This is a genomic window from Pseudonocardia kunmingensis (assembly GCF_006716445.1).
GTDB classification, from domain to species: Bacteria; Actinomycetota; Actinomycetes; order Mycobacteriales; family Pseudonocardiaceae; genus Pseudonocardia; species Pseudonocardia kunmingensis.
Genome location: NZ_VFPA01000001.1, coordinates 441,881 through 464,901, shown reverse-complemented (window position 1 = coordinate 464,901; position 23,021 = coordinate 441,881). Strand labels below are relative to the sequence as shown.

Genomic DNA, 23,021 nt, shown 5'->3' with positions numbered 1-23,021 from the left:
ACGCTATTCGGAAGCCGGATCCTCCGTCCCGTCCGGCCGGGGCTGTTGCACGATCTGCTGGAGCAGGGTGCGGGCTGCCGCGGTGAGCAGCCGGGTGGAGTCCCAGTAGACGGCGACCCGCCGCCCCGCCGCGCCCTCCAGCCGGCGCACGCACAGGTCGCTGGTGTCGGTGACCTGCGCGGCGAGCGAGTTGGTGACCCCGACGCCGAACCCGTGGCGCACCAGCGACACCAACGTCTGCGGCTGGTTGGTGGCCTGCACCGGTTCCAGCTCGAACCCGCACTCGCGGAACAGGCGGTAGGACTCGAACTCGCCGGTCTCCGGCGCGTCGAGGCGCCCGATCGACAGCAGCGGGTGCGCGGCGACCGCGGCCACCGGCAGCGGCTCGGGCAGGTTCGCGAGCGGGTGGTCGGGCGGGTGCAGGGCGACGAGCGGTTCGCGCCACAGCACGTGCTGGCGCACCGTCGCGCGCGCGGGCGGTGGCGTCATCGGCCGGATGCACAGGTCGACCTCGCCGCCGGCCAGCGCCTCGTCCAGCTCCAGGGTCGAGCGCTCGACCAGCACCACCCGCACGTCCGGGCTGATCCGCGCGGCCTCCCGCAGCACGAGGGGGACGAACGCGGCGCTGGCGCTGGGGTGGCTGCCCAGCGTGACGACGCCGCGCGCGCCGTCGCGCCACGCCGCCATCGCGGTCTCCGTGGCCTCGACCTCGCGCAGGATCGTGCGGGCGTGCTCGGACAGCGCCTTGCCCGCCTCGGTGAGCTCCACGGGCCGCTTGCGGCGGTTGAACAGCGGCAGGCCCACCCCGCGCTCCAGCGCCGCCACGTGCATGCTGATCCGCGGCTGGGACCGGTGCGTCACCTCGGCGGCGGCCACGAAGCTGCCCGTCTCCACCACGGCGAGGAACGAGACGAGCCACTCCAACCGCAGGTCCGCTCTCAGCACCGCGCGACCCTATGCGCGCCGCCCGACGCGCGCACCATCAGCGCGGCGGATGCCGGCATCCGCGAAGCGTGGTTCACGCGGCGTCCGGAGCGGGGTACAACGGGGCGCATGAGCGAGCTTGCGAGCGAGCACGCGGCCGACTTCCTCGTGCAGACGGCCGATCTGCCCTGGGTCCCGCAGGGCTCGGACAACGTCTGGTTCAAGCCGGTGCGCATCAACCTGGAGAAGGGCAGCTGGGTCAACCTCCTCAAGGTCGCCAAGAGCGGCGTGGTCAACCGCCACCGCCACCTCGCCGAGGTGGAGGGCTGGGTGCTGCAGGGCCGGTGGCACTACATCGAGCACGACTGGCAGGCCTCTCCTGGCGCGTACGTCTACGAGCCGCCCGGCGACGTGCACACCCTCGTCGCGGACGTCGAGGACGAGTCGGAGCCGATGATGACGCTGTTCTTCATCCACGGCCCGATCGAGTACATGGACGCCGACGGCAACCTCGCCTGGGTCGAGACGGCCGAGCGGAAGCTCCAGCGCTACACCGACTACTGCCGGGAAGCGGGGATCGAGCCGAAGCTCGACGGCATCCTCTTCTGACCGCCACGGCTCACGCCGCGCCGAACGCCCTGGCCACGGCGAGGCTGTCCTCGTAGACGTGGTGGCGGGTGATCAACCCGTCCGTCACGGTCAGGTGCAGGGCGAACGCGGCCGTGTAGCGGCGGCCCGTGGGCTTCGCGGTGTTGCGGAACTCGCCGAGCAGCACCGCGTCGCCGCCGTCGACGAGGACCGCCGTCAGCGTCGTCGTGCTCTCCTGCGGGACGTGGTGCTCGGCGATCAGCCGGAAGTGCTCGGCCACCCCGGCACGGGTGGAGCGGTGCCGGATCCAGGGCACCGTGTCCGCGTAGTCGCCGTCGGGCCAGTCCAGCATCCACTCGACCTCGTCGGCGTACAGCGCCGCGATCCGCTCCGGATCGCCCTCCGCGCTCCGGCGCAGGAACTCGTCGATGGTCGTCCTCGTGCTCATGCGTCCATCCTCGCGCCCCGCGGTGCGCCGCTCCATTACCCCTGAGGTCATCTGCGGGTGCCGGGTGCCGCGGCGGGGGCGATAGTGGCGCCATGACGATCCGAACCGCCGACGCCGTCGTGATCGGCGGGGGCCACCACGGGCTCGTGGCGGCCGCCGTGCTGGCCGACGCCGGCTGGGACGTGTGCCTGCTGGAGTCCGCCGAGGTCCTCGGCGGGGCCGTGCGCTCCGCCGAGCTGCACCCCGGCTTCACCGCGGACCTCTTCAGCGCGTTCTACCCGCTCTCGGCCGCGTCCCCGGTGCTGCGGTCGTTGGAGCTGGAGCGCTGCGGGCTGCGCTGGTCGCACGCCCCCGCCGTGCTGGCCCACCCGATCCGGCCCGACGGGGCGCAGGCGGCCGTCCTGCACCGCGATCGGGAGCGCACCGCCGCGGGCCTCGCCGAGAACCACCCGCGCGACGGCGACGCCTGGCTGGCGCTGTGCGCGCAGTGGGACGCGATCGGCGACGCGGTGCTGCGCACGGTCTTCACGGCGTTCCCGCCGGTGCGGGGGCCGGCCGCGCTGCTGCGCCGCATCGGCACGGCCGACGCGCTGCGGCTGGCCCGCTTCCTCGCGCTGCCGGCCCGCCGGATGGGGGAGGAGCTGTTCGCCGGTGAGGGTGCCCGGCTGCTGCTCGCCGGCAACGCCGTGCACGCCGACGCCCCTCCCGACGCCACCGTGAGCGGCGTGTTCGGCTGGCTGCTCGCGATGCTGGGACAGAAGCACGGTTTCCCGGTGCCGGTCGGCGGGGCGGGGGAGCTCGCCGCCGCCCTCGCCCGCCGGGCCAGGGGAGCGGGTGCCGAGCTGCGCACCGGCGAGCACGTGGAACGCATCGACGTGCGCGGCGGCCGGGCCGTCGCCGTGCACACCGCCACCGGCCTGACGGTGCGCGCCCGCCGCGCCGTGATCGCCGACATCGCGGCGCCGATGCTCTACCGCGACCTGCTGCCGGCCGACGCGCTCCCGCCTCGGCTGCGCGCCGACCTCGACCGCTTCGAGTGGGACACCCCCGTCGTCAAGGTCAACTGGGCGCTGGACGGGCCCATCCCGTGGCGCAACCCGGGCGTGGCCGGAGCCGGCACCGTCCACCTCGGCGCCGACGAGGCCGGGCTCACCCACTGGTCGGCGGACATCGAGTCACGGGCGCTCCCGCAGACCCCGTTCATGCTGTTCGGGCAGATGACCACCGCCGACCCCGGCCGGTCCCCGGAGGGCACGGAGAGCGCCTGGGCCTACACCCACCTGCCGCGGGGGGTGAGCGACGACGACGCGGCCGAGGAGCTGGCCCGGCGGGTCGACGCGACCGTCGAGGAGTTCGCCCCCGGCTTCGGCGCCCGGGTGCTGCACCGCGACGTCCAGCGGCCGGGCGACCTGCAGGCCACGGACCCCAACCTCGTGCACGGCGCCGTCAACGGCGGCACGGCCCAGCTGTTCCAGCAGCTCGTGTTCCGGCCGGTGCCGGGCCTCGGGCGCCCCGAGACCGTCGTCGGCGGGCTGTACCTGGGCAGCGCCTCGGCCCACCCCGGTGGCGGTGTGCACGGCGTGTGCGGCTGGCTCGCCGCCAGGGCGGCCCTCGGGGAGCAGCGGGCGCTCGGCGCGGTCCGGCGCCGCGTCACGTCGGCGGCGCTGGAACTGGTCTACCGGGACTCGCCCTCGGCCAGGTAGGCGAGGCGGCGCAGCGACTCGACGTTGCGGGGACGGATCAGGACCGACTGCGCGGCCTCGGGCACCAGGCGGCCCGGGCCGCTGCGGGCCACCTCGGACATCTCCACCTCGCAGCCCTGCGCCCGCTCCTGGAGCACCAGCCGGATCTCGGCCTCCCCGAACGGCCACCCGCGGGCGCGCAGCACGAGCTCCCGCTTCGGCACGCTGGCCAGCACCGTGGTCGTGTCGTTCAGCAGCATCGGCCAGGTGCCGACGGAGTGGTGCAGGCTCGCGCCCACCCCCGGCCACGCCGGGTCGACCTCGCGCATCCGGGAGGCGCCGACCACCCAGGACGGGTAGAGCCAGCCGTCGGCGAGGACGGCCCAGACGGCGTCGGCAGGGGCATCGATGGTGCGGCGCACGGTGACCACGCCGGAAGCGTAGATCGGCCACGGGTGGGGCGGCAGTCCGGACGGCCGGTTCCACCACGGGAGGGCGCTCGCCCGGGGCGGAACGGGATTCGCGGGACGAACGGCACTTTCGTCGGCTAGGTATCGACGAAAGTGCCGTTCGTCCGGGTGTTACTCGGAGTCCTCGTCGGCATCGGTGTCCGTGTCGGCTTCGGTGTCGGTGCCTGCCTCCGCATCCCCGTCCGCGTCGGCGGCTGTGTTCTCGTCGCTGTCCTCGGCGTCGCCTTCGCCGGTGTCGCGACCGCTGTCACCGGCAACGCGTTCGCCGTCCTCGGGCTCGCCGTCGTCGCTGCGCTCGTCGTTCTGCGGGATGTCGATGCCGGTGTCCTGCGACGTCGTGCCGGACGCGTCGGTCTCGGCGGGGGTGCGGCTGTCGCCGTCGCCGCTCGTGCGGGACGGGAGCGGGCCGGCGTCGTCGGTGTTCTCCTCGTCCTCCTCGTCGGCGCCACCCACGCCCCGCCCGAGCCCCTCGACGGTGTCGGCGAGCGCGTCGTCGCCACCGACGGTCGTGGCGGGGAGCTCCACGGCCGGCAGCTCCACGTCGGGGAGCGGGACCGTGGCGGGACCGAGCGTCACGTCGGGTGTCTGCAGCCGCGTGCCCGAGACGGCCGCCCCGGGGACGGTGAGCTCGGGGCCCGTCTCGGCGTCCAGCGCGATCCCGGCCCCGCTGAGTGCGACGTCGGGGGTGCGGAGCCCGGTGGCGGAGGTGGCGAGCGGGCCGGCCGCGGCGCCGGAGACCGCGAGGTCGGGGACGTCGACGCCGGTGCCGCTGGTGGCCACGGCGACCTCGTCGGGGGCGACCGCGGCGGACAGGGCCGGCGGTGCGACGCGCGCCGGCCCCAGCGTCACCGCGGGCGTGCGGACCGGGCCGACGACGGGCACCTCCGCGCCCACGGTGGGCACGTGCACCTGCGGTGTCGTGAGGTCGCCGGGCGTGGGGGCGACACCCGTTCCGCCGCCGGGCCCGCCCGGAGCCGCACCGCCACCGGGGGCGCCCGGGGGGTTGCCGGGAGCGCCGGGGACAGCGGGAGCCCCCGGAGGGCCACCGGGGACAGCGGGAACCCCCCGAGGGCCACCGGGCGCACCGGGAGGACCCGCGAGCAGGCCGGGCGTGGTCGGGGACCCGCCGGCGCCGGACGACGGGGCGAGCGGGGTCCCGCCCGGCGGGGTGCCGGGTCCGCCGGGCGGGACGGTCCCCGTCCCGGGCGTCGCGGCGGGTCCGGTGGACCCGTCCCGAGCTCCGGACGGAGTCGAGGGGAGGTGGACCGACGCGGCGGCCGAAGCGAGGAGGGGAGCATCGAGCTCGGACGGGACGACCTCGGCGAACAGCTGACGCACCCCGGCGAACGTGGCTCCGTCCGCCGGGTCCGCGGAGAGCGCGAGCCGGCTCGGGCCCGGGGAGGCCGCCCCCGCGGCGTCCGACAGCGGGGCGCCGAGCGCGGGGGCCGGGGCGGAGTGCCGGACGGCGTTGTCGACGAGCGTGCTGCCGACGACCGCCGTGGCGGCGAACAGCGCGCCCGCCGCCGCGGTGGCCTTGCGGACGCTCCGGCGGGGCGGCGTGGCATCCACGAGCCGGTCGCGGCCGCGCGGCTGCAACGGCCGGTCGGCGGTGTGCGGGCCGCGCCCCTCGCGCCGCAACAGCGCCGTCACCGAGATCGCCGACCCGGGCACCGCCGCGGCGCGGGCGGGACCGGCCCCCGCCGCGCACCGGGCGAGCAGCTCGGCGACCGTGATCGTGGCGGGTGCGCCGAGACGGGTTGCGTGAGCGGGGACGGGCGGTTCCACGGTGGGCCTTCCGGAGTGCCGTTCGTGCAGGTCGAGAGCGGCTGGGAAGTCGATTCCTACTCCGTGGGCGTTTCGCCCTGCCAGACGTCGTTCGCCCGCTCGTCCCGCATCACCTGAACAGTCCCGGAACCGGCCGCGGTGCCGCCGGGCGTGCCTGCGCGACCGCCCACCGCCGCAGACGCCGGTCCAGGCGGCCGGGAGGGCGCAGGCGTCGGTCCGAACGGCTCATTCCTGCCGCCGGCGACGGCGGGGACCCGCCCCCCGGGCCGGTGACGCTGCGTGTGCGCGCGGCACCCGTCCGGACGCAGTCCGATCGCCGTCAGTGGCGCCGGCCGGGCAGCGCCTCCTGCAGCTTCGTCTTGAGGCCCTGGGCGACGAGGTGGAAGGCGTCCGGGTCGCCCTTGAGCACGGCCTGCAGCATCGACTCGGCCTGTTCGAACGTGGCGTGCGGCGGGATCGGCGGGACCTCCGGGTCGCAGCGCACGTCGAGGACGGCCGGACGGTCGGCGCTCAGCGCCCGCTCCCAGGCCGGCCCGAGCTCGTCGGGCGCGGTCACGGTGATCGCCTCGAGGCCGATGCCGCGGGCGAAGTCGGCGTACGAGACGTCGGGGAGGTTCTGCGACTCCTCGAACTTGGGCGCCCCGCCCATCGCCCGCAGCTCCCACGTGACCTGGTTGAGGTCGTTGTTGTGCAGGACGCAGACCACGCACCGCGGATCGGACCAGCGTTCGGCGTAGCGGCGGATCGTGAGCAGCTCGGCGAGCCCGTTCATCTGCATCGCGCCGTCGCCGGTCAGCGCGATCGCCGGCCGGCCGGGATGGGCGAACTTCGCGCCGATCGCGTACGGGACCGCGGGTCCCATCGTCGCGAGGGTGCCCGACAGCGAGCCGCGGACGTCGCCGCGGATGCGCAGCATGCGGGCGTACCAGTTCGCGACGGAGCCGGAGTCGGCCGTGACGATCGCGTCAAGGGGCAGGCGCTGGGAGAGCTCCCACACGATCCGCATCGGGTTGACGGGGTCGGCGTCGAGCATCGCCTGCCGCTCCATCGTGCCCCACCAGCGCGCCACGCCCTCCTCGACCAGCTCCCGCCAGGCGCGGTCGGTGGGCCCGGACAGCAGCGGCAGCAGCGCCGCCAAGGTGGTGCGCGCGTCACCGAGCAGGTTGACCTCGGTCGGGTACCGCATCCCGATCAACCCGCCGTCGATGTCGATCTGCACGGCCCTGGCCTGCCCGAACTCGGGGAGGAACTGGCTGTAGGGGAAGTTCGAGCCGACGATGAGCAGGGTGTCGCAGTCGCGCATCAGCTCGTAGGACGGGCGCGTGCCGAGCAGCCCGATCGACCCGGTGACGAACGGCAGATCGTCGGACAGCACGTCCTTGCCGAGCAGTGCCTTCGCGACCCCGGCACCCAGGACGTCGGCCACCTGCTCGACCTCCGCGGCGGCTCCGCGGGCGCCCTGTCCGACCAGGATCGCGACCTTCTGCCCCGCGTTGAGCACCTCCGCGGCGCGGGCGAGCTCGGCGCCGTCGGGTACGAGGGTCGGCGCGGCGAGCCCCGGTGCGCTCGAGGGCACCTGCTTGAAGGCGTGGGCAGGCGGGGAGTAGTCCTCGTCCTGCAGGTCGCTCGGGATGATCAGCGCCGTGGGCGCGCGGCGGGCCATCGCCGTGCGGAAGGCGCGGTCGAGCGCGTTGGGCAGCTGCTCGGGGACGTTGACCTCGACGAGGTAGTCGCTCGCCACGTCCTTGAACAGGGCCTGCAGGTCCACCTCCTGCTGGTAGGCCCCGCCCATCGCGCTCCGCTCGGTCTGCCCGACGATCGCGACGACCGGGACGTGGTCGAGCTTCGCGTCGTAGAGGCCGTTGAGCAGGTGGATGGCACCCGGGCCGGACGTCGCCGTGCAGACGCCGACCTGACCGGTGAATTTCGCGTACCCGACGGCCGCGAACGCGGCCATCTCCTCGTGGCGGGTCTGGATGAACCGGGGCCGGTCCCCGGCCTTCCCGAACGACGCGATGATGCCGTTGATGCCGTCGCCCGGGTAGCCGAACACCTGCTCGACGCCCCACTCCCGCAGCCTGCCCAGGAGGTGGTCGCCCACCGTCTGCGCCATCACGCACCCTCTCCTCGTGGATCGTCTCCGGGTCGGGCTACCCGGCATCGCGGCGATCACACGGTGGGAGGGGGCTAGGGCTTGCGCGCGACGCCGCCGAAGTGGTCGAGGGGCGTGGGCGCGACGCCGTTGCGGGACCTGAGGTCGTCGGGCCGCCAGAGCGGGACCGAGACGAAGCCGGGCTCCACCCACTCGAGCCCGTCGAAGAAGCTCGCGATCTCCTCGGGGTGGCGGTTCCAGTAGGGGATGGCGCCGGTGTCGGCGTAGTCCTCCTGGGCCTTCTGGAAGGCCGGGTCCTCTGCGGGGTGGGTGCTGTCGCAGATCGTGAGGTAGCTGCCCGGGGGCACCCGGTCCATGAGGCCCTTGACGAGCGTCCTGGCCTCCTCGAGGTCACCGATGTGTCCGAGGACGCCCATGAAGTAGACCGCCACCGGCTGGGTGAGGTCGAGGATCTCGGCGGCCCCGTCGATCAGCGCCTGCGAGTCGTGCATGTCGGCGTGCAGGTAGCGGGTGCTGCCCTGCGGGGTGCTGGTGAGCAGTGCGCGCGCGTGCGCCAGCACCAGCGGGTCGTTGTCGACGTAGACGACCCGCGACTCCGGGGCGATGCGCTGGGCGACCTGGTGGGTGTTCTCGGCCGTGGGCAGGCCGGTGCCGACGTCCAGGAACTGCCGGATCCCCACCTCACCGGCCAGGTGCTCCAGCGAGCGGCGCAGGAACGCCCTGGTCTCGCGCGCGATGACGGTGATCTCGGGGTGGATGGCCGTCCAGGCGTCACCGGCCTCCCGGTCGACGGCGTAGTTGTCCTTGCCGCCGAGCCAGTAGTTCCAGATCCGCGCCGAGTGCGGCACGGTGGTGTCGATTCCCGTCCCGGCGATCGGGTCGGCGGGCTCGTCGGTCACGTCGGGTGCTCGCTTCCTGCATCGGTGCGGCGATGATCGGATCTGCGCTCACTCTTCCGTGTTCTGCCCGTTCCCCCAAGCCCGGGCCGCGGCGAGTCGGCCGCTCGGCGCACCCCGAACGGCTGACCGGGGCAACCGGATCGGCGTGCGCCACGTCCTACTGGTGCGGGACGAGGATCGGGGGATCCGATGAACAGGACGTGCACGCCCCGGGCGGCGGTCGCCGCGCTGGCCGTGGTCGCGGTGCTGTCGGCCGGCTGCGGCGCCGGGACCGGGGGAGGGCCTGCGGTGGAGGCCGCGGCCCCCGTCCCGTCGGCCCCCGCGCCGGCCACCCCGTCTGCCACGTCCACGGCCACGGCAGCGCCGGACGTCGACGGCGCGAGCGTGCCCGAGTCGCTGCTCCTGCCCGACGAGGGCGGCCGCAGCGACACCGCCGAGTTCACCGACTGGATCACCGACGAGAACCCGGACCGGGCGTGGCTGCTCGACCCGTGCCGGCCGACGGCCTACCCGACGGACGCCCAGCGTGCGCGGTTCCGGACCGTCTTCCGGGAGGGCCCGGAGGCCTACGACGCGCGCCAGCTCGGCGTGTACCCGTCCGCCGAGGCCGCGACCGAGGTGGTGGCGGGGTTCCGCCGGGCGCTCGAGGCGTGCCGCACCGGGACGACGCCGGGTGGCAGCGACTGGACGTGGGCCACCCGCGACGAGCCCGACCTGGGCGAGGACGGGTTCCTCGCCGCCGTGTGGTTCGGCGGGCAGCAGTTCGCCCCCTACGGCCACCGGATCGCGGTGACCCGGGTCGGCGACGCGGTCTTCCTCGCCTACACCTACGGCGAGTACTCCTCGGCCGAGTTCGACGGCGGCGCGGAGATGGTGCAGCAGGTGGCGCAGCGGTTCCTCGACTCGCTCTGATCGGCGTTCACGCCGCCGCTCTCACGGTGCCGCCGCCCCGGTGGACTCCCGCACGACGAGCCGGCACGGCAGCTTCCGGACGCCGGGTTCGGCGCGGCCCTCCATCGCGGCGAGCAACAGCTCCGCCGCACGCCGGCCGATCGCGGGCAGGCCCAGGTCCACCGAGGTCAGGGGCACGCGGCTGCCCGTGACGAGCGGCTCCCAGTTGTCGAAGCCCGCGACGGCGACGTCGTCGGGCACGCGCCGGCCGTGGTCGCGCAGGGTGTCCATGACGCCGCGGGCGATCTCGTCGGTGCCGCACACGATCGCGTCGACGTGCGGGTCGCGGCGCAGCAGGATCTCGGTGGCCTGCCGGCCCCACGCCTCGCTCCAGTCGCCGCCGACGGGCTCGCCGCCCGCGAGCTCCAGCCCCGCCTCGGCCAGCACCGCGCGGACGCCCGCGGCCCGCTCGTGGATCGCGTGCCACCAGTCCCCGGTGACGTGGCCGATCCGGCGCCGGCCCGACTCGACGAGGTGCCGGGTGAGCAGCGTGGCCCCCTGGCGGTCGTCGGGGACCACCGAGACGTCCTGCGCACGCTCGGACTGCGCGTAGGCGTAGACGACCGGCACCGGCCGCTGCACCGCGATCGGCGGGCGGGGGTCGGTGCGCTCGGCGGTGACGATGATGCCGTCGGTGCGGCGGGTGAGCAGGGTGCGCACGTAGTGCTGCTCGCGCAGCGGGTCGCCGCGGGCGTCGCAGAGGTGGACGAGGATCGTGCCGACCCCGAGCGCGTCCTCGACGCCGGCGAGCACGGGCACGCTGAACCGGCCGACGCGGTCGCTGGTGAGCAGGCCGACCGAGTAGCTGCGGTCCGACAGCAGGCTGCGCGCGAAGGTGTTGGCCTGGAAGCCGAGCTCGTCGGCGGCGGTGAGCACGCGGTGGCGGGTCTCGGCGCGCAGCTGCCCCCGGCCGTTGAGCGCCTTGGACGCGGTGCTCACGGCGACACCGGCGCGCGCGGCCACGTCGACGATCGTGGCCCGCTCGGAGCGCGGGATGCCCACGGCCCACCTCCTCGAGGACGCCTTGACACCGGTGTGACGCACGTCCTAGCGTCGCGCCACTGAAGTAAAAGGGTTTCCGCAAGTTTCCGCCATCCCCCGGTTCACCGCATCAGCGCCCCCAACGACGAGAGGCCAGCATGTCCGCGGAGAAGTCACGGCTGCCGCACGTCCCGGCACACACCCGCCGCACGTTCCTGTCCCTCGCCGGTGCGCTCGGTCTCGGCGGCGCGCTCGCGGCCTGCGGGGGAGACAGCGGCGGCCTCGACACCGGCGGCGGCGGTTCCGCGGGCGGCACCCCGACGATCCGGCAGTGGTACCACCTCTACGGCGAGGAGGGCACCGAGCAGGCGGTCAAGCGCTACGCCGCGGCCTACGAACGCGCCACCGTCGACGTGCAGTGGACGCCCGGTGACTACGACTCCAAGCTGTCCTCGGGCCTGCTCTCGGGCAACGGGCCGGACGTGTTCGAGGCCCAGCCGAAGGTGGACATGATCCGCAGCGGCCAGGTCGTCCCCCTCGACGACATCGTCGGCCCGGTCCGCGACGACTACACCGAGACCGACATCGCGTCCTCGTCGCTGGACGGTCAGATCTGGGGCGTGAAGATCGTCGACGACTGCGGCTTCCTCTACTACCGCAAGAGCCTCCTCGCCGCGGCGGGCGTGCAGCCGCCCACCACCATGGACGCGCTCATCGACGCCTCCCGCGCCCTGGACCGCGACGGGGTCAAGGGCCTGTTCATCGGCAACGACGCCGGCGTCACCCCGGCGTTCGGCGGCGGCGCACTGCTCAACCCCGTGCTCTGGATGGCCGGTACCGCGAACCTCACCGCGGAGAACACCGTCGGGTTCACCACGCCGGAGGCGAAGGACGCGTTCGCGAAGCTGCGCGCGCTCGCCGAGAGCGGATCGCTGCTGCTCGGTGCGCCGACCGACTGGTGGGACCCGTCGGCCTTCACCCAGGGCCTCGCCGCCATGCAGTGGTGCGGCCTGTGGGCGATGCCCAAGATCCAGGAGACCCTCGGCGACGACTTCGGCATCGTGCCGTGGCCCGCGCTGAGCGACACCGTCGGCGCGCCGTCCACGTTCCTCGGCGGCTGGACGTCCATGGTCAGCGCGAAGGCGCAGGACGTGGAGCTGGCCACGGACTACACGAAGTGGCTGTGGATCGACAACACCGAGGCGCAGGAGGACTTCAACCTCTCCTACGGCTTCCACATCCCGCCCCGCAAGAGCCTCGCGGCCCGTGCGCAGAAGCTGCAGGAAGGTGTCGCGGCCGAGGCGCTGCGAATCTTCAACGAGTCGGCCGTGGCCGAGAGCCCGATGTGGACCCCGAAGATGAAGTCGGCCTTCGCGGACGCGGCCACCGCGATCGTGCGCGAGGGCGGTGACATCGACGCCGAGCTCGCCACCGCGCAGCAGGCGGTCGAGGCCGAGCTGGCGCGCCTCTCGGCGTGAGCGCGGTACAGGAGCGGCCGCCCGCTGTCCGGCGCGGGGCCGGCACCCGGCGGGTGCCGCGGCGCCGCACGACCCCGGGCGCCACCGCGGCGTTCTGGCTCTTCATGGGGCCCTTCCTCGCCGGCCTGGTGGTGTTCGTCTACCTGCCGATCGCGTGGAGCTTCGTCCTGAGCTTCAACCGCGCCCAGAACACCGTGCAGCCCGGCGACTTCGTCGGCATCCAGAACTACGTCGACCTGCTCACCCCCGGGCCGTTCCTCGAGAGCCTGTGGACCTTCACGATCTTCGCGGCGATCATCGTGCCGCTGACGTTCGTGCTGGCGCTGGCGCTGGCGGTGCTGCTCAACCAGGTCCGGGTGGCGCGGGCGTTCTTCCGGTCGGCGTTCTTCCTGCCCACGGCGTGCTCCTACGTGGTCGCCTCGCTCGTGTGGAAGCTCTCGATCTTCAACGGGGTGCGGTTCGGCCTGGCCAACCAGGTGCTGTCGCTGTTCGGCGTCGAGAACGTCGCATGGCTGTCGTCGGTGAGCCCGCCCTGGTACTGGCTGGTGATCGCGACCGTGCGGCTGTGGCTGCAGCTGGGCTTCTACATGATCCTCTTCCTCGCGGGGCTGCAGCGCATCTCCCCGGAGCTCTACGAGGCGGCCTACGTCGACGGGGCGAAGGCCGGCTGGCAGACGTTCCGCCACATCACGCTGCCGCAGCTGCGCACCACGTCGGTGGCGGTGCTGCTGCTCAACCTGATCGCCGCCTACCAGGCGTTCGACGAGTTCTACAACCTGCTGGGCAACAGCTCGCTGGCCCGGCCGCCGCTGGTCTACCTCTACTACACCGCGCAGGGCAACCAGGACTACGGCCACGGCAGCGCGGGCGCCATGATCCTCGCCGCCCTGATCGTCATCGTGACGCTGGTGCAGGGGCGCATCTACGGATTCGGGCGGCCCGAGAAATGAGGTCCCGCAGATGATGACACCGGCGAGGACGCCCGCCTCCGTGGCCGCGGCGGTGGCCCGCTACGCCGCACTGGTCGTGGCGACCCTGCTGTTCCTGCTGCCCTTCTACCTGATGCTGCGCAACGCGTTCGCGACCGACGCGGAGATCACGGGCGTCGACTGGACGCTCTTCCCGAGCTCGCTGCAGTGGGGCAACGTCGCGGAGGCCTTCTCCGACTCCACCGCGAACCTCGGGCGGTCACTGGCCAACTCGGCGTTCATCGCGCTCGCGCAGACGGCCGGAACCGTGGTGCTGTCGTCGATGGCGGGCTACGCGCTGGCCCGCATCCCGTTCCGGTTCGCCACGCCGATCTTCTACGCGGTGCTGATGACCCTGATGGTGCCGCCCGCCGTGACGTTCGTGCCGAGCTTCATCATCGTCGCGCGCCTGGGCTGGGTGAACTCCTACCAGGGCATCATCGTCCCGGTGCTGTTCAGCGGGTTCACCGCGTTCCTGTTCCGGCAGTACTTCCTGAACTTCCCGCGCGAGCTGGAAGAGGCGGGGCGCATCGACGGCCTCGGCTACGTCGGCGTCTTCTGCCGGATCGTGGTGCCGAACTCGCTGGCCTTCTTCGCGGCCATCTCCGTGATCACCGTGATCAACGCGTGGAACCAGTTCCTGTGGCCGCTCGTCGTCGGGCAGGACCAGTCGATGTGGACGGTGCAGGTGTCGCTGTCGACGCTGATGACGGCCCAGACGATCAACCTGCACCAGGTGTTCATGGCCGCGCTGATCTCGATCGTGCCGCTGGTGCTGGTCTTCGTGTTCCTGCAGCGCTACCTGGTGCAGGGCGTGGCGGAGACGGGGATCAAGGGGTAGTCGCGGCGGCGTGCGTGGCGGCGAGTGCCACGTAGGACTCCGCGTTGCGCAGGATGTTCGCCCGCTCCTGCTCGCCCAGCTCGCGGCGGACCTTGCCCGGCACGCCCGCGACCAGCGAGCCGGGCGGGACCTCGGTGCCCTCCAGGACCACGGCGCCCGCGGCGATGAGGGACCCGGCGCCGATGCGCGCGCCGTTCAGCACGACGGCGCCCATCCCGACCAGCACGTCGTCCTCGATCGTGCAGCCGTGCAGCACGGCGCGGTGTCCCACGCTGACGCCCGCGCCGACCGTGACCGGGAAGCCGGGGTCGGCGTGCACCACGCAGCCGTCCTGGATGTTGCTGCGCGCGCCCACCGTGACGGTGTCCAGGTCGGCCCGCAGCACGGAGGCGTACCAGACGCCGGCCTGCGCGGCGATGCTCACCCGGCCGGCGAGGACGACCGTCGGGGCCACCCAGGCGTCGGCGTGGACCTGGGGGCGGGCGTCGGCGATCTCCACGGCGGTGTAGGGCATCGGGCGGCTCCTCCTCGGGCGGCAGTGGGTCGGAGCCATCCTCTCCTGTGCGACGGGCGGACGCGTGAGTAGCCCGGGGGCCGCGCTCGGCCACCGTCGGGGTGCGCGCCCCCATTGGGATGACATCGTGCCCACGGAACGCGATCACCTCGCGGGCTGCACCCGGCGGAGCAGCGGGAACGCGCGCGTGGTCCGTGCAGGGGATCCGGGCCGTCCGGTCGGGGCAGTCGACAAGCTCGCCCGACTCTGCTTGCATAGCCCGCGATCCCGGCAGAGTGAGTGATTCGGAACTGACCGTCACCGAACGTCAGAGGGGACCGCATGGCGACGCGGGCGCGCGCTCGTGAGATCTTCGATCGGTCACGTGTACTGCTCGACCGCTCGCGCGTGGTGGCGGCGCACCTGCTGGACCCGCCACGGCATCCCGCGCCGAAGGTGCTCGAGGCCGCCCCGAGCGGGTGGGGTGCGGCCGCGCGGAACGAGTCGCTCGGCGAGGTCTGCGCGAGCATCGCGCTGCGCGACCTCAACCTGATCGACACGCTGCTGGCCGAGCTCGAGGAGCTGGAGCGCAAGGAGGACGACAGCACCCGGCTGGGCCAGCTGTACCGACTCGACCACCTCGCCGCGCGGCTGCGCCGCAACGCCGAGAACCTGCGCGTGCTCGCCGGCCGCGATGCCGGGGAGAGCGGGGGTGACACCACCTCGATCCTCGACACCGTCCGCGGGGCGATGTCCTCGATCGACCAGTACGCCCGCATCGGCATCGGCCGGATGGTGCCGCTGGGCGTGGTCGGCTTCGCCGCCGACGACCTCTCCCGGGTGCTCGCGGAGCTGCTCGACAACGCCGCCAACCACTCGCCGCCGAACGAGCAGGTGCGGGTCAGCGCCCACCTCACCGAGCAGGGGAGCGTGCTGATCCGGATCGAGGACGGCGGCATCGGGCTCCCACCGGACCGCCTCGCCGACCTCAACCGCCGGCTCGCCCATGCGTTCCGGCTCGACGACGACGCCGTACGGCACATGGGCCTCGCGGTGGTCGGGCGGCTCGCCGAGCGGCACGACCTGCAGGTGTCGCTGCACCGCAAGGTCCCGAACGGCACCACCGCCACCGTGCTCGTCCCGCCGTCGCTGGTCACGGAGCTGCCGGAGGAGCGGTGGACGGGTGCCCAGACCGTCCCGATCAACGGCAGGCACCAGCCGCGCCCGGAGCCGGCATCCCGCGAGGCCGTCCCCGTGCCGGCGAGCGACGGGCCTCCCGGTGCCTCCGCGGCGCCGGCGGCCGAGCCGAGCGTCACGGCGTCCGGCCTGCCACGCCGTGGTGCGCCGCCGCCGTCCCCGCTCCCACCGGCCCCGCCTTCCCCGCCCTCACCCACTCCCCGCCCGGCGGCGCCGACGGTCAGCGGCACCACGGCGAGCGGGCTGCCGCGCCGCGTGTCCCGCAGCACCAAGGACACCGCCGTCGAGGTCGACGACCCGGGGGGCACCGGCGAGCCGCAGGCCGACGACGGCCACGACAGGTTCCTCGCCGACCTCGGCGACTTCGCCGACGGGGAGCAGGCCGCGCGCGCCGAGGACACCGCGACCCGACCGGACGCCGACGATCGCGGCAGCGCCCACGGGGAGCCGAAGTGACCGCCGAGGGCGGCGGACCGCCCCAGGACTTCGGCTGGCTGGTGAACGACTTCGTCGGCCGCGTGCACGGAGTCACGCACGCGCTGATCATGTCGTCGGACGGGTTCCCGCTGACCGCGTCGCACACCGTGGAGAGGGACGACGCCGAGCAGCTCGCCGCGATCGCGAGCGGGCTGCTGAGCCTGGCCCGCAGCGGCGCCACGCTGTTCGACAAGGGCACGTGCGAGCAGCTCATGATCCGCATGACGCGGGGCTGGTTCCTGTTCATGGGCATCGGTTCCGGCGCCGGCCTCGCCGTGCTGACCGGACCGGACTGCGACATGAAGGTCGTCGCCTACGAGATGACCCAGTTCGTGCGCAACACGGGCCACGCGCTGACCCCCGAGGTCCGCGCCGACCTGCGGCGGGTGCTGTCCGCGCGGCGGGCACCCGCTTGAGGAGCCCTCGGGAGGTGACCACCATGTCCGCCGGCACCGCCACACCGGGGGAGACGTCGGGAGATCCCGGGGGGAACCGGAAGATGCGCAGCAAGAGGATCCGGCCCTACGCCCTCACCGGGGGCCGGACGCGGCCCCGCCACGAGCTGCTGGTCGAGGCACTGGTCTCGGTGCCGCGGTACGACCCGAGCCTGCCCGACTCGCTGATGCCCGAGTCGCGCGCGCTCTACGAGCGGGCCCGCACCCGCGTGTCGATCGCCGAGCTCTCGGCTGCGCTCTCGGTGCCGCTCGGCGTGGTGCGCGTCCTGCTCAGCGACCTCGCGGCCCAGGGGGCGATCTACATCCACCCCACCGCGCACGCCTACCACCACGACCGCGAGATGCTCGGGAGGATCCTCGATGGACTCGAGCGGCTACGGACCTGAGCCGCAGGCCGTGACGTCCAGAGCCGGTGCGGACGAGGAGGGGAGCGATCCCGACGGGCTGCTCACCGTCTCGGCGAAGATCGTCGTCGCCGGCGGCTTCGGCGTCGGCAAGACGACGTTCGTCGGCTCGGTGTCGGAGGTCCCGCCGCTGAACACCGAGGCGTGGATGACCGAGGCGGGCACCGGTGTCGACGAACCGGTGGAGGCCGGCAAGTCGACCACCACGGTGGCGATGGACTTCGGCCGCATCACGCTGCAACCCGACCTGCTGCTCTACCTGTTCGGCACGCCGGGGCAGCCGCGGTTCTGGTTCCTCTGGGACGACCTGACGCGGGGTGCGCTCGGGGCCGTCGTGCTCGTCGACACCCGCAGGCTGGACCAGTCGTTCGCCGCGATCAACTACTTCGAGAACGACTCGGACCTGCCCTTCGTCGTGGCGGTGAACAGGTTCCACGGGGACCTGCACCACGACCTCGACGACGTCCGGGACGCCCTGGCCCTGCCCGCCGACGTCCCGTTGATCACCTGCGACGCCCGGGAGCGCGGATCGACGGTCGAGGCGCTGCGGCGGGTCGTCACGCACGTGATGTCCCTCGGCGAGATCACCCCGCCGGGGCGGGTGCGCGCACATGCCTGAGGTCGTCGTCGTCACGGGGGGAAGATGCGCAAGATCCTGATCGTCGGCTCCGGTCAGTCGGGGCTGCAGCTCGCGCTGACGCTGCAGCAGCACGGCTACGACGTCACGATGATGTCGGCGCGCACCGCGGAGGAGATCCGCGGCGGCCGGGTGATGTCGACGCAGTGCATGTTCGACAAGGCCTTGGCGATCGAGCGATCGCACGGCCTGAACCTGTGGGACGACGTCGCGCCTGCGCCCACGCACCAGGGGCTCTCCCTCAGCGTCGAGCGGGGGGAGCGGGCGCTGAACTGGGCGGGCGAGTGGCCCGGTCCCGCCCAGTCGATCGACCAGCGGGTCAAGATGGCCACGTGGCTCGAGCTGTTCGAGCAGCGCGGCGGCAAGGTGGTCATCCACGGCGTCACGACGGCCGACCTGAACGCGCTGGCGGGGATGTACGACCTGACGGTGGTCGCCGCGGGCAAGGGCGAGCTGGTGCAGCTGTTCGACCGCGACGACGAACGGTCCGTGCACGTCCGACCGGCACGCGCGCTCTCGGTGTCCTACGTGGACCGGGTCCCGAAGCGGCCGGAGCGGCCCGAGGGGTCGGTCGACGTGTGGGTCAACATCGTCCCGGGGATCGGGGAGAACATCAACATCCCCGGCTACACGGTGAGCGGCCCGTGCGAGATCCTCTACCTCTCCGGCATGCCCGGCGGGCCGTTCGACGCGTTCGCCGACCGCCCGGGCCCCGAGGAGCAGTGGCGGCGGCACCTGAGCCTGCTCGAGACGTACCTCCCGTGGGAGTACGAGCGGTACCGCGACGCGCAGCTGACCGACGCGCGCGGCACGCTCGTCGGCGGCTACACGCCGATGGTGCGCAAGCCGGTCGGCGAGCTGCCGTCGGGGAACATCGTCCTGGGCATGGCCGACGTGGTGGTGGCCAATGACCCGGTCACCGGGCAGGGCGCCAACAACGCGTGCCGGTGCGCGCAGTACTACCTCGAGGGCATCCTGGCGCGCGGGGACGCCCCGTTCGACCGGGAGTGGATGCAGCAGACGTTCGAGGCGTACTGGACGCACGCCCAGTGGGTCACGAAGTTCACCAACACCATGCTCGCCCCGCCCGAACACGTGCAGGCGGTGCTCGGTGTGGCGCAGACGAACCAGGCGGTCGCCGACCGGTTCGCGAACGGCTTCAACGACCCCTCCGACCTCGCGGACTGGTTCTTCGAGCCGGAGAAGTGCCAGGAGTACCTGACCAGCGTGTCGTGACGCTCCGCAGACCGGAAGGAGAGCGCAGTGACCACCCGGGAACCCGTGCCGGCGTGACGGTCACCGCTGCCGTTCCACCGGGGCCTGGCCGTTGCGGCCTCGCCACCGGGGCCGAGGAGGACCGATGACGGCCGTGCGGGTGCTGGGCGTGGTGGCGGGACCGGAACCGGGCGGGCGCACCGCCACGGCGGTGGCCGGCGTGCTGGCCGGCGCGCAGGAGGTGGGCGCCACGACCTCGCTGCGGGAGCTGTCGCAGTTCGGCGCCGAGGCCGTGATCGTCGCGTTCGGCGAGGCCGACGCCGTGGTCTTCGGCAGCCCGGTCTACCGGGCCACCTACAGCGCCCTGCTCAAGGACCTGCTGGAACGCACCGAGCGCGGGAAGTGGGGCGAGGCCACGGCGCCACTGCAGGGCCGGGTCGCGGCCACGGTCCTCACCGGCGCGAGCGGGCACCACTACCTCGCGCTGGGTCACCTGCGCGACGTGCTCGCGGGCTTCTTCGCCGTGCAGGTGCTCTCGCCCGGCCTCTACCTCGACCACGGCGGCTACGCCGACCGCACCACCCTCACCGACCAGAGCGCCGAGCTCGCGGCGGCGCACGGGGCAGCCCTGACGGACCTGGCGGCGGCCGTCCGGTCCTCCGCTGCGCTGCAGGCGATCACACCGCAGATCTGAAGAACTGCGCACGAGCGAGACGTCAGAGGGTTCGAGGCCGCTCGAAACCCCGCTCACGTCTCGCTCGTGCGGATTCTTCGAAACGGCCCCGGCCCGGACGTCGGTGCGCGATGCTCCACGGGTGGGGGTTGCGGGCTGGCCGGTCGCGTTCCGGGGGTCCGCGGCCGTCGCCGCCGGCATGGTCACACCGGACAGGCTCCGGGGCCCGCGGTTCCTGCGCCTGTACCCGGACACCTACGTCCGGACGCCGGAGGACGGGCCGCCCGACCTGCTGCTGCGATCCCTCGCCGCATACCGGTACCTCGACGGCCGCGGTGTCCTCTCCGGCTACTCGGCCGCCGAGGTCCTCGGTGCCTCGTGTGGTCGGCGCGACGCCCCGGCCGAGGTCACAGTTCCCGATCTCGGGCAGCGCGCGCTCCCTGGCCTGGTCGTGCACCGCAGCAGGCTCTTCCCCGGCGAGATCAAGGAGGTGAGGGGCATGCGCGTGACCAGTCCGGTGCGCACCGCCTACGACCTGGCCCGCCGCGGCGACCTGGTCGAACGCGTGGTCGCGGTCGACCGCCTGGCCAACGTGCACCGGTTCTCACCGGACCTGCTGCTGCACTTCGCCGCCCGCAATCGCCGGTTCCGCGGAAACGACCAAGTCCCCGAGGTGCTCGCGCACACCGACCGCCGTGCCTGTTCGCCGATGGAGACCCGGCTCCGCATGCTGATCGTGCAGGCCGGGCTCCCGAGACCCGAGGCCCAGTGGGTGGTGCAGGACGCGTACACCCGCACCGCGGTCTGGCTCGACCTCGCCTGGCCGGACCGGATGATCGGCATCGAGTACGAAGGAGAAGGCCACACCGAGCCGGGCCAAGTGCTGCGCGACATCGGCCGCTACACCGGGCTGGTCGACAAGGGCTGGCGCATCTACCGCTACACCAAGCTCGAGATCCTGCGGAAACCCGGCTTGATCATCGATCAGCTCACCCGCGCCCGGCAACGCACGAGCGAGACGTGAGCGGGGTTTCGACGCACCCGAACCCCGCTGACGTCGCGCTCGTGCGGCGCGGATCAGGCGAGGTCGTAGCGGTCCAGGTTCATGACCTTGTCCCAGGCCGCCACGAAGTCGTGCACGAACTTCTCCCGCGCGTCGTCGCACGCGTACACCTCGGCGACGGCACGGAGCTCGGAGTGCGAGCCGAAGACGAGGTCGACGCGGCCCGCGGTCCACCGGAGCTCACCCGTGGCGCGGTCGCGGCCCTCGAACGTCTCCGCGTCCTTCGAGGTCGGCGCCCACCGGACCCCCATGTCGAGCAGGTTCACGAAGAAGTCGGTGGTCAGGGTCCCGGGCGCTGAGGTGAGGACGCCCAGCGGGGACCCCTGGTGGTTCGCGCCCAGCACGCGCAGGCCGCCCACGAGGACGGTCATCTCGGGCGCGGTGAGGTCGAGCAGGTTCGCCCGGTCGACCAGCAGGTGCTCGGACGGCAGCCGGGCGCGCTTGCCGCGGTAGTTGCGGAAGCCGTCCGCCGCGGGCTCGAGCGCGGAGAAGGACTCGACGTCGGTCTGTTCCTGCGAGGCGTCCGTGCGTCCCGGGGTGAAGGGGACCTCGACGGGGCACCCGGCGTCCCTCGCCGCCTGCTCGACCGCGGCGCAGCCGCCCAGCACGATCAGGTCGGCGAGCGAGACCTCCGTGCCGGCGGTCGCGGCGGACTCCCGGATCTCCTGCAGGGTGTCCAGCACCGGTGCCAGCGTGTCGGGGTCGTTGACCTCCCACCCCCGCTGCGGTTCGAGGCGGATCCGGGCCCCGTTCGCACCGCCGCGCCGGTCGCTGATGCGGAAGGTGGAGGCCGAGGCCCACGCGGTGGAGACGAGCTGGGGGACCGAGAGCCCGGAGGCGAGGATGCGGCGCTTCAGCGCGGCGACCTGCTCGGCGTCGACGAGGGGGTGGTCGACCGGCGGGACCGGGTCCTGCCAGATCAGCGTCTCCTCGGGCACCAGCGGCCCGAGGTAGCGCTGCTTCGGGCCCATGTCGATGTGCGTGAGCTTGAACCAGGCGCGGGCGAACGCGTCCGCGAGCTGGTCCGGGTGCTCCAGGAACCGCCGCGCGATCGGCTCGTAGCGGGGGTCGAACCGCAGCGCGAGGTCCGTGGTCAGGATCGTCGGGACGTGCGTCCGCGCCGGGTCGTGGGCGTCGGGCACCGTGCCGGCCCCGCCGCCGTCGCGCGGGACCCACTGCCACAGACCGGCGGGGCTGAGCACCACGTCCCACTCGTAGCCGAACAGGTTCGAAAGGAAGCTCGAGTCCCATCGGGTGGGCGTGGGCGTCCACGTGCCCTCGAGCCCGCTGGTGATGGTGTCCGGGCCCGCCCCGGCGCCGTGGCTGCTGGTCCAGCCCAGGCCCTGCTCCTCGAGGGCAGCACCCTCGGGCTCCGGGCCGAGGTGCTGGTCGGGGTCCGCCGCGCCGTGGGTCTTGCCGAAGGTGTGGCCGCCGGTGATCAGCGCGACGGTCTCCTCGTCGTCGAACCCCATCCGGCGGAACGTGTCGCGGATGTCGCGGGCGGACATGTGCGGGTCCGGGACCGTGTTCGGGCCCTCGGGGTTGACGTAGATGAGGCCCATCTGGTCGGCGGCCAGCGGGCCCTCGAGGTCGCGGACACCGGTGTGCCGCTCGTCGCCGAGCCAGCTGCGCTCGGGACCCCAGTAGACGTCCTCGTCGGCCTGCCAGACGTCCGCCCGGCCGCCGGCGAACCCGAAGGTCGTGAAGCCCATCGTCTCCAGGGCGCGGTTGCCCGCGAAGACCATCAGGTCCGCCCAGGAGATCTTGCGGCCGTACTTCTGCTTCACCGGCCACAGCAGCCGCCGCGCCTTGTCGAGGTTGCGGTTGTCGGGCCAGCTGTTCAGCGGGGCGAACCGCTGCATGCCGGTGGCCGGGCCGCCCCGGCCGTCGCGGATGCGGTAGGTGCCCGCGCAGTGCCAGGTCATGCGCACCATGAGCGGTCCGTAGTGGCCGAAGTCGGCGGGCCACCACTGCTGCGAGGTGGTCAGCACCTCGTCGACGTCGTGCGCCAGGGCGTCGAGGTCGAGGGTGGCGAACTCCGCGGCGTAGTCGAAGTCCGGCCCCATGGGATCGGCCGCGGCGTCGTGCCTCCGCAGGACCCCCAGGTCGAGCCGGTCCGGCCACCAGTCGCGGTTGCCGGCGGGCCGGGACTGCGGGGTGCGGGGCGCGGCCGGGGCGGGGAGCCCGAGGCCACCGCCGCTCTCCTCGGTCCGTGCGGAGCTGTCAGGCACGGGAATCCCTCCCGGTAACGACGTTCTCACCCTGGGTACCCGAACGGC

General features: G+C 73.4%; 22 protein-coding genes. 13 read left to right on the top strand and 9 right to left on the bottom strand.

All coding sequences use genetic code 11. The features are described from left to right. Positions 1 to 3 precede the first annotated feature (3 nt). On the bottom strand, positions 4 to 945 hold the full coding sequence (locus FB558_RS02165; protein ID WP_142047609.1) for a LysR family transcriptional regulator: 942 nt from the start codon (positions 943 to 945) through the stop codon (positions 4 to 6). 108 nt (positions 946 to 1,053) lie between these two features. Here FB558_RS02165 and FB558_RS02160 point away from each other — a divergent pair, with 108 nt between their 5' ends. Beyond that, positions 1,054 to 1,533: a 2,4'-dihydroxyacetophenone dioxygenase family protein gene (locus FB558_RS02160; protein ID WP_142047607.1), complete on the top strand. Its 480-nt coding sequence runs from the start codon at positions 1,054 to 1,056 to the stop codon at positions 1,531 to 1,533. Between the two features lie 10 nt (positions 1,534 to 1,543). Here FB558_RS02160 and FB558_RS02155 read toward each other — a convergent pair whose 3' ends face one another. Continuing rightward, the gene (locus FB558_RS02155; protein ID WP_142047598.1) at positions 1,544 to 1,960 is read right to left on the bottom strand and encodes a nuclear transport factor 2 family protein; all 417 of its coding nucleotides are present in this window, start codon (positions 1,958 to 1,960) and stop codon (positions 1,544 to 1,546) included. Positions 1,961 to 2,052: 92 nt separating this feature from the next. Here FB558_RS02155 and FB558_RS02150 point away from each other — a divergent pair, with 92 nt between their 5' ends. Continuing rightward, positions 2,053 to 3,663: a phytoene desaturase family protein gene (locus FB558_RS02150; RefSeq protein WP_142047596.1), complete on the top strand. Its 1,611-nt coding sequence runs from the start codon at positions 2,053 to 2,055 to the stop codon at positions 3,661 to 3,663. Here FB558_RS02150 and FB558_RS02145 read toward each other — a convergent pair. From FB558_RS02145 to FB558_RS02130, 4 genes are all read right to left on the bottom strand, one after another. Further along, complete coding sequence (locus FB558_RS02145; protein ID WP_142047594.1) at positions 3,636 to 4,073, bottom strand: SRPBCC family protein; 438 nt, start codon at positions 4,071 to 4,073, stop codon at positions 3,636 to 3,638. The genes FB558_RS02150 and FB558_RS02145 overlap by 28 nt on opposite strands. A gap of 150 nt (positions 4,074 to 4,223) precedes the next feature. After that, positions 4,224 to 5,897 (bottom strand): hypothetical protein, encoded by a 1,674-nt coding sequence (locus tag FB558_RS02140; protein WP_142047592.1) that lies wholly within the window; start codon positions 5,895 to 5,897, stop codon positions 4,224 to 4,226. Between the two features lie 319 nt (positions 5,898 to 6,216). Beyond that, the gene (locus FB558_RS02135) at positions 6,217 to 8,010 is read right to left on the bottom strand and encodes a thiamine pyrophosphate-requiring protein (protein WP_142053566.1); all 1,794 of its coding nucleotides are present in this window, start codon (positions 8,008 to 8,010) and stop codon (positions 6,217 to 6,219) included. A gap of 74 nt (positions 8,011 to 8,084) precedes the next feature. Further along, positions 8,085 to 8,909, bottom strand: coding sequence for an SAM-dependent methyltransferase (locus FB558_RS02130; RefSeq protein ID WP_142047590.1), 825 nt, complete (start codon positions 8,907 to 8,909; stop codon positions 8,085 to 8,087). 189 nt (positions 8,910 to 9,098) lie between these two features. On the opposite strand from FB558_RS02130, the gene FB558_RS02125 reads away from it, so the two are divergent. Further along, on the top strand, positions 9,099 to 9,821 hold the full coding sequence (locus FB558_RS02125; RefSeq protein WP_142047588.1) for a hypothetical protein: 723 nt from the start codon (positions 9,099 to 9,101) through the stop codon (positions 9,819 to 9,821). A 21-nt stretch (positions 9,822 to 9,842) separates the two neighbouring features. Here the strand turns inward: FB558_RS02125 and FB558_RS02120 are convergent, their stop codons facing one another. Then, positions 9,843 to 10,862 (bottom strand): LacI family DNA-binding transcriptional regulator, encoded by a 1,020-nt coding sequence (locus tag FB558_RS02120; RefSeq protein WP_142047586.1) that lies wholly within the window; start codon positions 10,860 to 10,862, stop codon positions 9,843 to 9,845. A 137-nt stretch (positions 10,863 to 10,999) separates the two neighbouring features. On the opposite strand from FB558_RS02120, the gene FB558_RS02115 reads away from it, so the two are divergent. The 3 genes from FB558_RS02115 to FB558_RS02105 all read left to right on the top strand — a co-directional run bounded on the left by FB558_RS02115 (position 11,000) and on the right by FB558_RS02105 (position 14,128). Then, complete coding sequence (locus FB558_RS02115; protein WP_142047584.1) at positions 11,000 to 12,319, top strand: ABC transporter substrate-binding protein; 1,320 nt, start codon at positions 11,000 to 11,002, stop codon at positions 12,317 to 12,319. 104 nt (positions 12,320 to 12,423) lie between these two features. Further along, positions 12,424 to 13,269, top strand: coding sequence for a carbohydrate ABC transporter permease (locus FB558_RS02110; RefSeq protein WP_142053564.1), 846 nt, complete (start codon positions 12,424 to 12,426; stop codon positions 13,267 to 13,269). Positions 13,270 to 13,279: 10 nt separating this feature from the next. Next, positions 13,280 to 14,128, top strand: a complete 849-nt coding sequence (locus tag FB558_RS02105) for a carbohydrate ABC transporter permease (RefSeq protein ID WP_142047582.1) — start codon at positions 13,280 to 13,282, stop codon at positions 14,126 to 14,128. On the opposite strand, the gene FB558_RS02100 is transcribed toward FB558_RS02105, so the two are convergent. Continuing rightward, positions 14,118 to 14,642: a gamma carbonic anhydrase family protein gene (locus FB558_RS02100; RefSeq protein ID WP_142047580.1), complete on the bottom strand. Its 525-nt coding sequence runs from the start codon at positions 14,640 to 14,642 to the stop codon at positions 14,118 to 14,120. The two genes, FB558_RS02105 and FB558_RS02100, sit on opposite strands and share 11 nt — an antisense overlap. Positions 14,643 to 14,963: 321 nt before the next feature. Between FB558_RS02100 and FB558_RS02095 the strand changes: the two genes are divergently transcribed. From FB558_RS02095 to FB558_RS02065, 7 genes are all read left to right on the top strand, one after another. After that, complete coding sequence (locus FB558_RS02095) at positions 14,964 to 16,274, top strand: sensor histidine kinase (protein WP_142047578.1); 1,311 nt, start codon at positions 14,964 to 14,966, stop codon at positions 16,272 to 16,274. After that, on the top strand, positions 16,271 to 16,711 hold the full coding sequence (locus tag FB558_RS02090) for a roadblock/LC7 domain-containing protein (protein ID WP_142047576.1): 441 nt from the start codon (positions 16,271 to 16,273) through the stop codon (positions 16,709 to 16,711). Before FB558_RS02095 ends, FB558_RS02090 begins: the two co-directional genes overlap by 4 nt. A gap of 83 nt (positions 16,712 to 16,794) precedes the next feature. Further along, complete coding sequence (locus FB558_RS02085; RefSeq protein ID WP_142053562.1) at positions 16,795 to 17,136, top strand: DUF742 domain-containing protein; 342 nt, start codon at positions 16,795 to 16,797, stop codon at positions 17,134 to 17,136. Further along, positions 17,111 to 17,773, top strand: coding sequence for a GTP-binding protein (locus FB558_RS02080; RefSeq protein ID WP_142047574.1), 663 nt, complete (start codon positions 17,111 to 17,113; stop codon positions 17,771 to 17,773). Before FB558_RS02085 ends, FB558_RS02080 begins: the two co-directional genes overlap by 26 nt. A gap of 24 nt (positions 17,774 to 17,797) precedes the next feature. Further along, positions 17,798 to 19,027 carry a styrene monooxygenase/indole monooxygenase family protein gene (locus tag FB558_RS02075; protein ID WP_142047572.1) on the top strand — a complete coding sequence of 410 codons (1,230 nt, stop codon included), beginning with the start codon at positions 17,798 to 17,800 and terminating at the stop codon, positions 19,025 to 19,027. 124 nt (positions 19,028 to 19,151) lie between these two features. After that, positions 19,152 to 19,700, top strand: a complete 549-nt coding sequence (locus FB558_RS02070; protein ID WP_142047570.1) for an NAD(P)H-dependent oxidoreductase — start codon at positions 19,152 to 19,154, stop codon at positions 19,698 to 19,700. Positions 19,701 to 19,821: 121 nt separating this feature from the next. Further along, positions 19,822 to 20,703: a hypothetical protein gene (locus FB558_RS02065; protein WP_142047568.1), complete on the top strand. Its 882-nt coding sequence runs from the start codon at positions 19,822 to 19,824 to the stop codon at positions 20,701 to 20,703. Between the two features lie 53 nt (positions 20,704 to 20,756). Here FB558_RS02065 and katG read toward each other — a convergent pair whose 3' ends face one another. Beyond that, positions 20,757 to 22,973: a catalase/peroxidase HPI gene (gene katG, locus FB558_RS02060; protein WP_246106211.1), complete on the bottom strand. Its 2,217-nt coding sequence runs from the start codon at positions 22,971 to 22,973 to the stop codon at positions 20,757 to 20,759. Between the last annotated feature and the right edge of the window lie 48 nt (positions 22,974 to 23,021).

What these genes read in the sequence shown, in the direction of transcription:
- FB558_RS02115 (WP_142047584.1), top strand. Translation starts at nt 11,000, where the DNA reads ATGTCCGCGGAGAAGTCACGGCTGCCGCACGTCCCGGCACACACCCGC.
- FB558_RS02075 (WP_142047572.1), top strand. Translation starts at nt 17,798, where the DNA reads ATGCGCAAGATCCTGATCGTCGGCTCCGGTCAGTCGGGGCTGCAGCTC.
- FB558_RS02100 (WP_142047580.1), bottom strand. Translation starts at nt 14,642, where the DNA reads ATGCCCTACACCGCCGTGGAGATCGCCGACGCCCGCCCCCAGGTCCAC.
- FB558_RS02150 (WP_142047596.1), top strand. Translation starts at nt 2,053, where the DNA reads ATGACGATCCGAACCGCCGACGCCGTCGTGATCGGCGGGGGCCACCAC.
- FB558_RS02095 (WP_142047578.1), top strand. Translation starts at nt 14,964, where the DNA reads ATGGCGACGCGGGCGCGCGCTCGTGAGATCTTCGATCGGTCACGTGTA.
- FB558_RS02105 (WP_142047582.1), top strand. Translation starts at nt 13,280, where the DNA reads ATGATGACACCGGCGAGGACGCCCGCCTCCGTGGCCGCGGCGGTGGCC.
- FB558_RS02085 (WP_142053562.1), top strand. Translation starts at nt 16,795, where the DNA reads ATGCGCAGCAAGAGGATCCGGCCCTACGCCCTCACCGGGGGCCGGACG.
- FB558_RS02070 (WP_142047570.1), top strand. Translation starts at nt 19,152, where the DNA reads ATGACGGCCGTGCGGGTGCTGGGCGTGGTGGCGGGACCGGAACCGGGC.
- FB558_RS02155 (WP_142047598.1), bottom strand. Translation starts at nt 1,960, where the DNA reads ATGAGCACGAGGACGACCATCGACGAGTTCCTGCGCCGGAGCGCGGAG.
- FB558_RS02125 (WP_142047588.1), top strand. Translation starts at nt 9,099, where the DNA reads ATGAACAGGACGTGCACGCCCCGGGCGGCGGTCGCCGCGCTGGCCGTG.
- FB558_RS02110 (WP_142053564.1), top strand. Translation starts at nt 12,424, where the DNA reads ATGGGGCCCTTCCTCGCCGGCCTGGTGGTGTTCGTCTACCTGCCGATC.
- FB558_RS02160 (WP_142047607.1), top strand. Translation starts at nt 1,054, where the DNA reads ATGAGCGAGCTTGCGAGCGAGCACGCGGCCGACTTCCTCGTGCAGACG.
- FB558_RS02135 (WP_142053566.1), bottom strand. Translation starts at nt 8,010, where the DNA reads ATGGCGCAGACGGTGGGCGACCACCTCCTGGGCAGGCTGCGGGAGTGG.
- FB558_RS02080 (WP_142047574.1), top strand. Translation starts at nt 17,111, where the DNA reads ATGGACTCGAGCGGCTACGGACCTGAGCCGCAGGCCGTGACGTCCAGA.